This is a genomic window from Escherichia sp. MOD1-EC7011 (assembly GCF_002965005.1).
Lineage (GTDB): Bacteria > Pseudomonadota > Gammaproteobacteria > Enterobacterales > Enterobacteriaceae > Escherichia > Escherichia ruysiae.
The window spans coordinates 125713-138975 of record NZ_PTRD01000009.1 but is presented as its reverse complement, the minus strand read 5'-3'; the positions used below and the strand labels follow the sequence as shown (position 1 = coordinate 138975).

13 protein-coding genes and 1 pseudogene are annotated in these 13263 nt (G+C 48.0%); 9 read left to right on the top strand and 5 right to left on the bottom strand.

What is annotated here, in order from left to right; translation table 11 throughout:
- On the top strand, window positions 1-252 hold a 252-nt coding region (locus A7098_RS24015), incomplete at its 5' end, for a hypothetical protein (RefSeq protein ID WP_206748915.1).
- 68 nt (window positions 253-320) lie between these two features.
- Here the strand turns inward: A7098_RS24015 and mobB are convergent.
- Together mobB and mobA are read right to left on the bottom strand one after the other, a co-directional pair.
- Window positions 321-848: a molybdopterin-guanine dinucleotide biosynthesis protein MobB gene (mobB, locus tag A7098_RS03830; RefSeq protein WP_105280361.1), complete on the bottom strand. Its 528-nt coding sequence runs from the start codon at window positions 846-848 to the stop codon at window positions 321-323.
- Window positions 830-1414: a molybdenum cofactor guanylyltransferase MobA gene (mobA, locus tag A7098_RS03825; protein ID WP_105280360.1), complete on the bottom strand. Its 585-nt coding sequence runs from the start codon at window positions 1412-1414 to the stop codon at window positions 830-832. The genes mobB and mobA overlap by 19 nt, the downstream gene beginning before the upstream one ends.
- Window positions 1415-1483: 69 nt before the next feature.
- On the opposite strand from mobA, the gene A7098_RS03820 reads away from it, so the two are divergent.
- From A7098_RS03820 to A7098_RS03805, 4 genes are all read left to right on the top strand, one after another.
- A complete protein-coding gene (locus tag A7098_RS03820; protein WP_001295263.1) occupies window positions 1484-1753 on the top strand; it encodes a YihD family protein in 270 nt (89 codons plus the stop codon).
- 76 nt (window positions 1754-1829) lie between these two features.
- The gene (srkA, locus tag A7098_RS03815; RefSeq protein WP_105280359.1) at window positions 1830-2816 is read left to right on the top strand and encodes a stress response kinase SrkA; all 987 of its coding nucleotides are present in this window, start codon (window positions 1830-1832) and stop codon (window positions 2814-2816) included.
- Window positions 2817-2832: 16 nt separating this feature from the next.
- Window positions 2833-3459, top strand: a complete 627-nt coding sequence (gene dsbA, locus A7098_RS03810; RefSeq protein ID WP_000725346.1) for a thiol:disulfide interchange protein DsbA — start codon at window positions 2833-2835, stop codon at window positions 3457-3459.
- Between the two features lie 154 nt (window positions 3460-3613).
- A complete protein-coding gene (locus tag A7098_RS03805) occupies window positions 3614-5044 on the top strand; it encodes a DUF945 family protein (protein ID WP_105280358.1) in 1431 nt (476 codons plus the stop codon).
- Window positions 5045-5083: 39 nt separating this feature from the next.
- Here A7098_RS03805 and A7098_RS03800 read toward each other — a convergent pair whose 3' ends face one another.
- The gene (locus A7098_RS03800; RefSeq protein WP_105280357.1) at window positions 5084-6016 is read right to left on the bottom strand and encodes an acyltransferase; all 933 of its coding nucleotides are present in this window, start codon (window positions 6014-6016) and stop codon (window positions 5084-5086) included.
- A 363-nt stretch (window positions 6017-6379) separates the two neighbouring features.
- Here A7098_RS03800 and polA point away from each other — a divergent pair, with 363 nt between their 5' ends.
- Window positions 6380-9166 (top strand): DNA polymerase I, encoded by a 2787-nt coding sequence (gene polA / locus A7098_RS03790; protein ID WP_085461421.1) that lies wholly within the window; start codon window positions 6380-6382, stop codon window positions 9164-9166.
- A 386-nt stretch (window positions 9167-9552) separates the two neighbouring features.
- Here the strand turns inward: polA and yihA are convergent, their stop codons facing one another.
- Window positions 9553-10185, bottom strand: coding sequence for a ribosome biogenesis GTP-binding protein YihA/YsxC (yihA, locus tag A7098_RS03785; protein WP_000183347.1), 633 nt, complete (start codon window positions 10183-10185; stop codon window positions 9553-9555).
- 269 nt (window positions 10186-10454) lie between these two features.
- On the opposite strand from yihA, the pseudogene A7098_RS03780 reads away from it, so the two are divergent.
- From A7098_RS03780 to hemN, 3 genes and pseudogenes are all read left to right on the top strand, one after another.
- A pseudogene (locus tag A7098_RS03780) lies at window positions 10455-10647 on the top strand (hypothetical protein); the annotation flags it as partial.
- A gap of 118 nt (window positions 10648-10765) precedes the next feature.
- Window positions 10766-11275, top strand: a complete 510-nt coding sequence (gene yihI, locus A7098_RS03775) for a Der GTPase-activating protein YihI (RefSeq protein ID WP_024212657.1) — start codon at window positions 10766-10768, stop codon at window positions 11273-11275.
- A 188-nt stretch (window positions 11276-11463) separates the two neighbouring features.
- Window positions 11464-12837, top strand: a complete 1374-nt coding sequence (gene hemN / locus A7098_RS03770; RefSeq protein ID WP_105280355.1) for an oxygen-independent coproporphyrinogen III oxidase — start codon at window positions 11464-11466, stop codon at window positions 12835-12837.
- 224 nt (window positions 12838-13061) lie between these two features.
- Here hemN and A7098_RS03765 read toward each other — a convergent pair whose 3' ends face one another.
- Window positions 13062-13172 (bottom strand): YshB family small membrane protein, encoded by a 111-nt coding sequence (locus A7098_RS03765; RefSeq protein ID WP_000893993.1) that lies wholly within the window; start codon window positions 13170-13172, stop codon window positions 13062-13064.
- Window positions 13173-13263: the final 91 nt, after the last annotated feature.

Below are 13263 nucleotides of genomic sequence, written 5' to 3'. Positions count from 1 at the left end.
CGTAGCGCCGATGGTAGTGTGGGGTCTCCCCATGCGAGAGTAGGGAACTGCCAGGCATCAAATAAAACAAAAGGCTCAGTCGGAAGACTGGGCCTTTTGTTTTATCTGTTGTTTGTCGGTGAACGCTCTCCTGAGCAGGACAAATCCGCCGGGAGCGGATTTGAACGTTGCGAAGCAACGGCCCGGAGGGTGGCGGGCAGGACGCCCGCCATAAACTGCCAGGCATCAGATAAAGCGAAAGGCCATCCGTAAGGATGGCCTTTTTGCGCTGGTGCAAAAAATGCCGGATGCGACGCTGGCGCGTCTTATCCAGCCTTGTATTATCCCTTCTGCTTTTGCATCCACTTCACCACAAAATCAGCCAGCCCCTCAACATCATTAATATCCAGTAACGCAACATCAACATTAAGCGGTACATCGCTGGCCACAGCAATGACATGCCTGTCTATCACCAACTCTTCCGGTCGATGTCCGGCTCCATCACGAAACAGCACAATCTTCGCGATCTCTTCATGCTTAAACCCTTCGACCAGAATCAAATCCAGCTTTGAGGTATCCATTCGACTTGCGAGGAAATGCAGATCCAGTTCTTCTTCGTCTGGCGTTTCCGTCATCAAAGCCCATCGTTGCTGGCTGGCAACGATGGTTTGCGCCGCGCCAGCCTTGCGCAGCTCATAGCTATCTTTGCCTGGCTTATCAACATCCATATCATGATGCGTATGCTTAATCAGCCCTGGACGGATCCCTCTGGCGCATAATGCCGGGATCAGTTTTTTCAGCAGCGTAGTTTTTCCGGTGCCACTCCACGCGGCAAAGGCGAGTAACGGTATCATTGTCTTTCCTGCCATCGGGCAAGTTCCTCTGGCGTATTCACGTTTATAAATGCCTCTTTGCGATCGCTGAAATCAACCGCGTGACCGCCAGCAAGATTCATAAAAGCCATCACCCGGCGCTCTCCGGACTGCAGGTATTCCTGCAATAATGGCTCAATAGTGCGATTTACCAGGGCTATAGTCGGGTGATCGCGTTCGCCATCATGAACCCACACGACAGGCGCATCTTTGCGCTGATGATTAAGCCGGGAGACTAAATCCTGGGGAATATAGGGTGTATCGCACGGACAAAACAGAAACCACTCACCTGCTTCCTGCTGTATTACTGAAAGCATTCCCGCCAGTGGCCCAGGATGGTTCGCCAGAGAATCCGCTATCACTTTCAGGCCGCTTGCCTGATAGATTTCCTGATGGCGATTGGCATTAACCACGACGTGAGGCAGCTGCGTCATAAGCGCGTCAGCGACATGTTGCCACAGCGGTTTGCCGTTTAATTCAAGCAATCCTTTATCTACGCCGCCCATTCGTCTGGCTTTACCGCCCGCCAGCACAACGCCTGTTATCATCGTCATCAGATTCACCGATATCGCCTCTTTTATTGTGGGATTGACCCTGCTAACGTGTCTGTCTCAAGAGTAAGGAGCATCACTATGAAATGTAAACGTCTGAATGAAGTTATTGAACTCCTCCAGCCAGCCTGGCAAAAAGAGCCAGACCTTAACTTGTTGCAATTTTTGCAGAAACTGGCGAAAGAGTCAGGTTTTGACGGCGAACTGGCGGATTTGACGGATGACATTCTGATCTATCACCTGAAAATGCGTGATTCCGCGAAAGATGCGGTGATCCCAGGTTTGCAGAAAGATTATGAAGAAGACTTCAAAACGGCGCTGTTACGCGCACGCGGCGTAATTAAAGAGTAAAAGCTTGTAAGCGGCGCGACCAAAATCATCGTGAAATGATATCCTTCATCATTCGTAATGTTTTCCGGATGATGGGATGAACAACAACGCTTTTACTTTCCAGACACTACACCCGGATACCATCATGGACGCTCTGTTTGAGCAAGGGATCCGGGTGGATTCCGGGCTTACCCCGCTTAACAGCTATGAAAACCGTGTCTATCAATTTCAGGACGAAGATCGCCGACGCTTTGTCGTTAAATTTTATCGTCCTGAACGCTGGACAGCCGATCAAATTCTTGAAGAACATCAATTTGCGTTGCAGCTGGTAAACGATGAAGTGCCGGTCGCAGCACCTGTGGCCTTTAACGGTCAGACTTTATTGAATCATCAGGGATTTTATTTCGCCGTTTTCCCAAGCGTCGGTGGTCGCCAGTTCGAAGCTGATAATATCGATCAGATGGAAGCGGTTGGCCGTTATCTGGGACGTATGCACCAGACGGGGCGCAAACAGCTTTTTATCCATCGCCCGACTATCGGCCTGAATGAGTATCTTATTGAGCCACGCAAGCTGTTTGAGGACGCTACACTGATCCCTTCCGGGTTGAAAGCGGCATTTCTGAAAGCGACGGACGAGCTGATCGCCGCTGTTACAGCACACTGGCGGGAAGATTTCACCGTTCTGCGGCTACATGGTGACTGCCATGCCGGGAACATTCTCTGGCGCGATGGTCCGATGTTTGTCGATCTGGATGATGCACGTAATGGTCCGGCTATTCAGGATTTGTGGATGTTGTTGAATGGTGATAAAGCCGAGCAGCGGATGCAACTGGAAACTATTATTGAAGCTTATGAAGAGTTTAGCGAGTTCGATACCGCTGAAATCGGACTGATTGAACCTTTACGCGCCATGCGTTTGGTTTATTATCTTGCCTGGCTAATGCGGCGTTGGGCTGATCCCGCGTTCCCGAAAAATTTCCCGTGGTTAACCGGGGAAGATTACTGGCTGCGACAGACGGCGACTTTTATAGAACAGGCAAAAGTTCTACAAGAACCCCCTTTGCAATTAACACCTATGTATTAATCGGAGAGAGTAGATCATGAAAAAGATTTGGCTGGCGCTGGCTGGTTTAGTTTTAGCGTTTAGCGCATCGGCGGCGCAGTATGAAGATGGTAAGCAGTACACCACCCTGGAAAAACCGGTTGCTGGCGCGCCGCAAGTGCTGGAGTTTTTCTCTTTCTTCTGTCCGCACTGCTATCAGTTTGAAGAAGTTCTGCATATTTCTGATAACGTGAAGAAAAAACTGCCGGAAGGCGTGAAGATGACTAAATACCACGTTAACTTCATGGGCGGGGATCTGGGCAAAGAACTGACTCAGGCATGGGCAGTGGCGATGGCGCTGGGCGTGGAAGACAAAGTCACTGTTCCGCTGTTTGAAGGCGTACAGAAAACCCAGACCATTCGTTCTGCATCTGATATTCGCGATGTATTTATCAACGCAGGTATTAAAAGTGAAGAGTACGACGCAGCGTGGAACAGCTTCGTGGTGAAATCTCTGGTCGCTCAGCAGGAAAAAGCCGCAGCCGACATGCAATTGCGTGGCGTTCCGGCGATGTTTGTTAACGGTAAATATCAGCTGAATCCGCAGGGTATGGATACCAGCAATATGGATGTTTTTGTTCAGCAGTATGCTGATACTGTGAAATATCTGTCTGAGAAAAAATAATTCATTGTAAATTACATAAGGCCCGTGAATATTCACGGGCTTTTTTTATTATTTAATAAATATAAATACATTCTGATAATACGTTCTGTTACTGGACATTATTTCAGCATAAGTGGATATTCAAAGTTTTGCTGTTTTATCAGGGAATATTTATATGATACGTAAGTCAGCTACAGGTGTCATTGTTGCGTTAGCCGTTATCTGGGGTGGTGGCACATGGTACACAGGTACGCAAATTCAGCCAGGTGTCGAAAAGTTTATTAAAGATTTTAACGATGCTAAAAAGAAAGGTGAACATGCCTACGCGATGACATTAAGTTATAAAAATTTTGAAAAAGGTTTTTTTAATTCCCATTTTCAGATGCAAATTATATTTGATAACGGTGCACCCGATCTCAATATCAAACCAGGCCAGAAAGTTGCATTTGATGTAGATATTGAGCACGGTCCGTTACCCATCACAATGTTAATGCGTGGTAATGTCATCCCCGCACTGGCAGCGGCAAAAGTGAACTTAGTGAATAATGAACTGACACAACCGCTATTTATCGCCTCGAAAAATAAATCGCCCGTTGAAGCGAAATTGCGATTCGCGTTTGGTGGCTCATTTTCCACGACATTAGATGTTGCCCCTGCAGAGTATGGAGAGTTTTCCTTTGGTGAAGGCCAGTTTACTTTTAATGGTGATGATAGTTCATTGTCTAATCTGGATATTGAAGGCAAGGTCGAAGATATTGTCCTGAAATTATCGCCAATAAGTAAAGTAACGGCGAAGAGTTTTACTATTAATTCTCTGACGCGATTAGAAGAAAAGAAATTTCCGGTGGGTGAAAGCGAGTCGAAATTTAATCAGATTAACATTATCAATCGCGGAGAAGACGTTGCCCAAATCGATGCTTTCGTTGCAAAAACCAGGCTGGATCGCGTAAAAGACAAAGATTATATCAATGTCAATCTGACCTACGAACTTGATAAGTTAACAAAAGGGAATCAGCAACTCGGTAGTGGTGAGTGGTCATTGATTGCTGAATCTATTGATCCCTCAGCGGTGCGCCAATTTATCATCCTGTATAACATTGCGATGCAAAAGCAGCTTACTGCACACCCTGAGCTAGCAAACGATAAAGCAGCTCTGCAAGAAGTGAATGCTGCATTGTTCAAAGAGTATTTACCGTTATTACAAAAAAGTGAGCCAGTTATTAAAGTGCCGGTTAGCTGGAGAAATACTCTCGGAGAACTAAACGCCAATCTGGATCTGAGTATTGATGATCCAGCTAAATCTTCATCATCCACAAACAAAAATATTAAATCGTTCAATTTAAACGTGGCTTTACCGATTAATGTTGTTACAGAAACCGCAAAACAGCTTAATTTATCTGAAGGATTGGATGCTGAAAAAGCTCAGAAGCGGGCAGATAAACAAATCAGCGGGATGATGACATTAGGTCAGATGTTTCAGTTAATCACGATTGACAACAATACCGCCTCGCTGCAGTTGCGTTATACACCGGGTAAAGTTGTTTTTAACGGACAGGAGATGAGCGAAGAAGAATTTATGTCTCGTGCCGGACGTTTTGCACATTAATATAATATCTCGCCTCTGCTAATTCAGAGGCGAGAAAAACTACTTATCCTGGCGTTGCGATGACATCAATGACGTCAGAAGCCTGTCTTTTTCATGCCACAGTGAGTTCAGCCATTGCTGAAAATGGCGTTTAAAGCTTTTGTCACTGATATAGTCGCCATGCAATTCTTCAGCAATAGGCTGTAAATCCACATGCACGACAATCCTGGTCAGTTTACCACTTAACATATCGAAGAATGGTTGACGGTGATTATCCGGATAACACAGCGTAACGTTGAGCAATTTATCGAATTGTTTACCTAATACATTCAGCGCCATCGCAATACCGGCAGCTTTTGGTGGCAGAAGATTTTGAAATGTTGAGTGGGTTTGCTGGTGTTTCTCTTCAGTGAAGCGGGAACCCTCAACAAAATTTACAATAGTGGTAGGATGCAGGCGAAATTTTTCGCAGGAACGACGAGTAGTTTCTATATCTTTACCGCGTCGCTCCGGATGACGTAACAAATAAGCGCGGGAATAACGCTTCATAAACGGCATATCCAGCGCCCAACATGCCAGGCCAAGAAAAGGCACCCAGGCCAGTTGCTGTTTGAGGAAATATTTATTCATCGGAATGTGCTTACGAAACAACACGCACAGTACGACAATATCTGCCCAGCTACGGTGATTACAAATAAGCAGATACCAGTTCTTTTTACTTAACCCTTCCAGCCCGTGAACTTCCCATCGCAAATGTGGATTAAGGTGCAGTAATAGCGCCAGTCCTTCGCACCAGCAATACATCATAAAATCACAAAAACGTGAAACTTTTCGCCATATCATTGGCACAGGTAACAATAGTTTTACGATCCCGGCAATGATGATCGGGACGGAACAAAAAATGGTAACCAAAATGGTCAATACGATACTCAGCAAAAGGGTTATCGTAGCGAGTATTCTCGTCATAATTAATTTATTCAAAAAGTTAGCCATAGACAGTGCGCGAAAGAAGCGCAAGGCGCAGATTTTAGCAGAAAACGCCCCAAATAACGGATGATCCTGAAGTAGAAAAATAATTTATATCTATCCACATTAGAAGAAATCCTATTATTTCAATTGTTAGGGCTGGATGTATTTTTAAGCTCATGAAAAACAAAGATAAACATCATGCTGTAAAAAGCATGATAATAAATTAAAAGCGATGTAAATAATTTATGCACAAAGTTATCCACATGACGATTTGCGAGCGATCCAGAAGATCTACAAAAGATTTTCACGAAAAGCGGTGAAAAACTCATGTTTTCATCCTGTCTGTGGCATCCTTTACCCATAATCTGATAAACAGGCACGGACATTATGGTTCAGATCCCCCAAAATCCACTTATCCTTGTAGATGGTTCATCTTATCTTTATCGCGCATATCACGCGTTTCCGCCGCTGACCAACAGCGCAGGCGAGCCGACCGGTGCGATGTACGGTGTCCTCAACATGCTGCGTAGTCTAATTATGCAATATAAACCGACACATGCAGCGGTGGTCTTTGACGCCAAGGGAAAAACCTTTCGTGATGAACTGTTTGAACATTACAAATCACATCGCCCGCCAATGCCGGACGATTTGCGAGCACAAATAGAACCTCTGCACGCGATGGTTAAAGCGATGGGACTGCCGCTGTTGGCGGTTTCTGGCGTAGAAGCGGACGACGTTATCGGCACTCTGGCGCGCGAAGCCGAAAAAGCCGGGCGTCCGGTGCTGATCAGCACTGGCGACAAAGATATGGCGCAGTTGGTGACGCCAAATATTACGCTTATCAATACCATGACAAACACCATCCTCGGCCCGGAAGAGGTGGTGAATAAGTACGGCGTACCGCCAGAACTGATCATTGACTTCCTGGCTCTGATGGGCGACTCCTCCGATAACATCCCAGGCGTACCGGGCGTGGGTGAAAAAACTGCGCAGGCACTGCTGCAGGGGCTTGGCGGGCTGGATACGCTGTATGCCGAGCCGGAAAAAATTGCTGGCCTAAGCTTCCGTGGCGCGAAAACAATGGCGGCGAAGCTAGAGCAAAACAAAGAAGTGGCTTATCTCTCTTACCAGCTGGCGACGATTAAAACCGATGTTGAGCTGGAACTGACCTGTGAACAACTGGAAGTGCAGCAACCGGCGGCTGAAGAGTTGTTGGGGCTGTTCAAAAAGTATGAGTTCAAACGCTGGACTGCTGATGTAGAGGCGGGAAAATGGTTACAGGCCAAAGGGTCTAAACCTGCCGCGAAGCCGCAGGAAACGCTTGTTGTCGACGAAACGCCAGAAGTGGTGGCAACGGTGATTTCTTACGATAACTACGTCACTATCCTTGATGAAGATACGCTGAAAGAATGGATTACGAAGCTGGAAAAAGCGCCGGTATTTGCATTTGATACCGAAACTGACAGCCTCGATAACATCTCTGCCAACCTGGTGGGGCTTTCCTTTGCTATCGAGCCAGGCATAGCGGCATATATTCCGGTTGCTCATGATTATCTCGATGCGCCCGATCAAATCTCTCGCGAGCGTGCACTCGAGTTGCTAAAACCGCTACTGGAAGATGAAAAGGCGCTGAAGGTCGGGCAAAACCTGAAATACGATCGCGGTATTCTGGCGAACTACGGCATTGAACTGCGTGGGATTGCGTTTGATACCATGCTGGAGTCCTACATTCTCAATAGCGTTGCCGGGCGTCACGATATGGACAGCCTCGCGGAACGTTGGTTGAAGCACAAAACTATCACTTTTGAAGAGATTGCCGGTAAAGGCAAAAATCAACTGACCTTTAACCAGATAGCCCTGGAAGAGGCCGGTCGCTACGCCGCCGAAGATGCAGACGTCACCTTACAATTGCATCTGAAAATGTGGCCGGATCTGCAGAAACACAAAGGGCCGTTGAACGTCTTCGAAAACATCGAAATGCCGCTGGTGCCGGTGCTTTCACGCATCGAACGCAACGGTGTGAAGATCGACCCGAAAGTGCTGCACAATCATTCTGAAGAGCTCACTCTGCGTCTGGCGGAGCTGGAAAAGAAAGCGCATGAAATTGCAGGTGAGGAATTTAACCTTTCGTCCACCAAGCAATTGCAAACTATTCTTTTTGAAAAACAAGGTATTAAGCCGCTGAAAAAAACGCCGGGTGGTGCGCCGTCAACGTCGGAAGAGGTACTGGAAGAACTGGCGCTGGACTATCCGTTGCCAAAAGTGATTCTGGAGTATCGTGGTCTGGCGAAGCTGAAATCAACTTATACCGACAAGCTGCCGTTGATGATCAACCCGAAAACCGGGCGTGTGCATACCTCTTATCACCAGGCAGTAACCGCAACGGGACGTTTATCGTCAACCGATCCTAACCTGCAAAACATTCCGGTGCGTAACGAAGAAGGTCGTCGTATCCGCCAGGCGTTTATTGCGCCAGAGGATTATGTGATTGTCTCAGCGGACTACTCGCAGATTGAATTGCGCATTATGGCGCATCTCTCGCGAGACAAAGGCTTGCTGACTGCATTTGCAGAAGGAAAAGATATCCACCGGGCAACGGCGGCAGAAGTGTTTGGTTTGCCACTGGAAACCGTCACCAGCGAGCAACGCCGTAGCGCGAAAGCAATCAACTTTGGTCTGATTTATGGCATGAGTGCTTTCGGTCTGGCGCGGCAATTGAACATTCCACGTAAAGAAGCGCAGAAGTACATGGATCTTTACTTCGAACGCTACCCTGGCGTGCTGGAGTATATGGAACGCACCCGTGCTCAGGCGAAAGAGCAGGGCTACGTTGAAACGCTGGACGGACGCCGTCTCTATTTGCCGGATATCAAGTCCAGCAACGGTGCGCGTCGTGCTGCGGCTGAACGTGCAGCAATTAACGCGCCGATGCAGGGAACTGCAGCCGACATCATCAAACGGGCGATGATTGCCGTCGATGCATGGTTACAGGCCGAGCAACCGCGTGTTCGTATGATCATGCAGGTACACGATGAACTGGTATTTGAAGTTCATAAAGATGATCTCGATGTGGTATCAAAGAAAATCCATCAATTGATGGAAAACTGTACCCGTCTGGATGTGCCGTTGCTGGTGGAAGTCGGAAGCGGTGAAAACTGGGATCAGGCGCACTAAGATTCGCCTGAATAAGCCCTTTTTTCGTAAGTAAGCAACATAAGCTGTCACGTTTTGTGATGGCTATTAGAAATTCCTATGCAACAACTGAAAAAAAATTACAAAAAATGCTTTCTGAACTGAACAAAAAAGAGTAAAGTTATTCGCGTAGGGTACAGAGGTAAGATGTTCTATCTTTCAGACCTTTTACTTCACGTAATCGGATTTGGCTGAATTTTTTAGCCGCCCCAGTCAGTAATGACTGGGGCGTTTTTTATTGGGCGAGAGAAAAGATCTGAATTGCCTGGCGCATAACGCTTATCAGGCTTACGGCGTGAGTCGCAATATTTTGAAGTCCCTGGCCAGACAAAGCATTTAAGCTACATCCGGCACCGGGGAAAGAAAAATTATTCGCCGTCCTGATTCTCTTCGATGGGCTGCATTTCGCTAAACCAGGTATCCAGCTTCTGACGCAGCTTATCCACACCTTGTTTCTTCAGCGAAGAGAAGGTCTCTACCTGCACATCACCATTAAATGCCAGCACCGCTTCACGCACCATATTCAATTGCGCTTTACGTGCACCGCTCGCCAGTTTGTCCGCTTTGGTCAGTAGCACCAACACGGCGATATTGCTGTCCACCGCCCACTCAATCATCTGCTGATCGAGATCTTTCAGCGGATGGCGAATATCCATCAGCACCACCAGACCTTGCAGGCTCTGACGTTTTTCGAGGTATTCGCCGAGCGCGCGCTGCCATTTGCGCTTCATCTCTTCCGGGACTTCCGCATAACCGTAGCCAGGCAAGTCAACCAGACGCTTGCCATCAGCCACTTCAAACAGGTTGATAAGCTGGGTGCGCCCTGGTGTTTTCGAGGTACGAGCCAGGCTTTTCTGGTTAGTCAGCGTGTTCAGCGCGCTGGATTTACCTGCGTTGGAACGGCCTGCAAAAGCCACTTCGATTCCGGTATCGGAAGGTAAGTGGCGAATATCAGGCGCACTCATCACAAAATGCGTCTGTTGATAATTCAAATTAGTCAAAGCGGTCGTCTCCGTCAGTCAAAGCTTTTCAGCGATTATACCTGAACCACAATAAAAGACGGATTTTTCGGGGGGCATGGTGTAAGTAAAGGCCACATGCTTTGTGAGACATTGCCGATCATCTTTATGCGAAATCGAAGAGAAAAATCTGCGATGCATGTCAAATAGGTCAAAGAAATCATGTGATTAGTTTTATACAATAATCTGAAAATGAGAAAATACTGATGATAGTTTATTGTTTGTTTAGCGCAGAAGCGTAAAGTAGCACCCATAGAGCGAGGACGCTAACAGGAAGATGACTCAGGATGAGGGTCAGGAGCGCCAGGAGGCGAAGACAGAGGATTGTCAGGAAGACAAACGTCCGGAGACGTAATTAAACGGAAATGGAATCAACACGGAATGTTCTGGCTAATGGAAAAACAGGGTGTGTTGGCGGCCTGCAAGGATTGTAAGACCCGTTAAGGGTTATGAGTCAGGAAAAAAGGCGACAGAGTAATCTGTCGCCTTTTTTCTTTGCTTGCTTTCTGTTAGATTCCGCCGCAAATCTATACTGAATAAAACGGCAAAAAGACGAATCATTATGAAATCATCATCTTCAAACTCACGCAGCAAAGGTCACGCAAAAGCGCGTCGAAAAACACGCGAGGAGCTGGATCAGGAGGCTCGTGACCGCAAGCGCCAGAAAAAACGTCGTGGTCATGCGCCGGGCAGCCGCGCAGCGGGCGGTAAAACGACATCAGGCAACAAAGGCCAGAACGCACCGAAAGATCCACGCATTGGTAGTAAAACCCCTATTCCATTGGGCGTGACTGAAAAAGTCACCAAACAGCACAAACCGAAGAGTGAGAAACCTATGCTTTCACCGCAGGCGGAGTTGGAGTTACTGGAAACGGATGAGCGTCTGGATGCGCTGCTGGAACGTCTGGAAGCAGGCGAAACCCTGAGCGCCGAAGAGCAATCCTGGGTTGATGCCAAACTGGATCGTATTGATGAGTTGATGCAGAAACTCGGCCTCTCTTATGACGACGATGAAGAAGAGGAAGAAGACGAGAAGCAAGAAGACATGATGCGTCTGCTGCGGGGCAACTAACGGATTGCCACCGTGGGCCTTCCCGTTCTGCTGATAACCCTTCCGGTTATATGTTATCTGGTGTGGTTATTCGTTAAACTACGGCGGTTGTCGCGGCGACAAAAGTGGCTGCGCAACCGGCTGATGACCCGAAACGGGCATCCGCCGGTACGCCGTAGCCGCCAGAGACGCCATCGGAAGGAGTGAGTATGTCTGTACAGCAAATCGACTGGGATCTGGCCCTGATCCAGAAATATAACTATTCCGGGCCACGATACACCTCGTACCCGACCGCGCTGGAGTTTTCAGAAGACTTCGGCGAACAGGCGTTTTTACAAGCCGTGGCGCGCTACCCTGAGCGTCCATTATCTCTCTACGTTCATATTCCGTTCTGCCACAAGCTTTGCTACTTCTGTGGTTGCAATAAGATTGTCACACGCCAGCAGCACAAGGCCGATCAGTATCTGGACGCGCTGGAGCAAGAAATCGTTCATCGTGCACCGCTGTTTGCCGGGCGTCACGTTAGTCAGTTGCACTGGGGTGGCGGTACGCCGACGTACCTGAATAAAGCGCAAATCAGCCGCCTGATGAAGCTGCTGCGGGAAAACTTCCAGTTTAATGCCGACGCGGAAATCTCGATCGAAGTCGATCCGCGTGAAATCGAACTGGATGTACTCGATCATTTACGTTCCGAAGGATTTAATCGCCTGAGCATGGGCGTGCAGGACTTCAACAAAGAAGTACAGCGTCTGGTCAATCGCGAGCAGGATGAAGAATTCATCTTTGCGCTGCTTAACCATGCGCGTGAGATTGGCTTTACCTCCACCAACATTGACCTGATTTACGGCCTGCCGAAACAGACGCTGGAGAGTTTCGCCTTTACCCTGAAACGCGTGGCGGAGCTGAACCCCGATCGTCTGAGCGTCTTTAACTACGCGCATCTGCCGACCATTTTTGCTGCTCAGCGTAAAATCAAAGATGCTGACCTGCCGAGTCCGCAGCAGAAACTCGATATCTTGCAGGAAACCATCGCCTTCCTGACGCAATCGGGTTATCAGTTTATTGGTATGGATCACTTTGCCCGCCCGGATGACGAGCTGGCTGTGGCTCAGCGTGAAGGCGTGCTACATCGTAATTTCCAGGGCTACACCACTCAGGGGGATACCGACCTGCTGGGGATGGGCGTTTCAGCCATCAGCATGATTGGCGACTGCTACGCGCAAAACCAGAAAGAGTTGAAGCAGTACTATCAGCAGGTGGATGAACAAGGCAATGCGCTGTGGCGCGGTATTGCGCTAACGCGCGATGACTGTATTCGCCGCGATGTGATTAAGTCACTTATCTGCAATTTCCGTCTGGATTACGCCCCCATTGAGCAACAGTGGGATTTGCACTTCGCTGATTACTTTGCGGAAGATCTCAAGCTTCTCGCCCCGTTAGCAAAAGATGGGCTGGTGGATGTGGATGAGAAGGGGATTCAGGTGACGGCAAAAGGCCGCTTGCTGATCCGCAACATATGCATGTGCTTTGATACTTATCTGCGCCAGAAAGCGCGGATGCAGCAGTTCTCACGGGTGATTTAAATTGTGAATGGCGCTTCGTTTATAAGGATGATAAACGAAGCGCCATGAGATTGATGACAAACCTCACAAAAGAATGCGAACTGTCCCCTCGCCCCATTGGGGAGAGGGTTAGGGTGAGGGGAACATGCCGGCATCGATGCGAACAATGACCCTCACTCTGGCCCTCTTGCCTTCCAGGGAGACAATCAGGCTCGCATTGGCTACTCAGCAGTCTATAACGAGCTTCAGCTAAACAGCCCAATCATCGCGACACACAGGATGGCCGCAACGGCAGTTTGCGGTGTGTGGCTATCAACTGCGCCACTCGATACCAGATTAATTATTGATTCCAGCATAATGACTTCCCCCGTATTCCGGGCAAGATCATACTGAACTTATCAGAACAGTAAAGCGCAAAATAACAGCAATTTGCGCTCAATAATCAAT

Coding starts and splice junctions, on each gene's coding strand:
- mobB (WP_105280361.1), bottom strand. CDS start 848: ATGGCAGGAAAGACAATGATACCGTTACTCGCCTTTGCCGCGTGGAGT.
- polA (WP_085461421.1), top strand. CDS start 6,380: ATGGTTCAGATCCCCCAAAATCCACTTATCCTTGTAGATGGTTCATCT.
- dsbA (WP_000725346.1), top strand. CDS start 2,833: ATGAAAAAGATTTGGCTGGCGCTGGCTGGTTTAGTTTTAGCGTTTAGC.
- A7098_RS03805 (WP_105280358.1), top strand. CDS start 3,614: ATGATACGTAAGTCAGCTACAGGTGTCATTGTTGCGTTAGCCGTTATC.
- A7098_RS03820 (WP_001295263.1), top strand. CDS start 1,484: ATGAAATGTAAACGTCTGAATGAAGTTATTGAACTCCTCCAGCCAGCC.
- hemN (WP_105280355.1), top strand. CDS start 11,464: ATGTCTGTACAGCAAATCGACTGGGATCTGGCCCTGATCCAGAAATAT.
- yihI (WP_024212657.1), top strand. CDS start 10,766: ATGAAATCATCATCTTCAAACTCACGCAGCAAAGGTCACGCAAAAGCG.
- A7098_RS03800 (WP_105280357.1), bottom strand. CDS start 6,016: ATGGCTAACTTTTTGAATAAATTAATTATGACGAGAATACTCGCTACG.
- A7098_RS03765 (WP_000893993.1), bottom strand. CDS start 13,172: ATGCTGGAATCAATAATTAATCTGGTATCGAGTGGCGCAGTTGATAGC.
- srkA (WP_105280359.1), top strand. CDS start 1,830: ATGAACAACAACGCTTTTACTTTCCAGACACTACACCCGGATACCATC.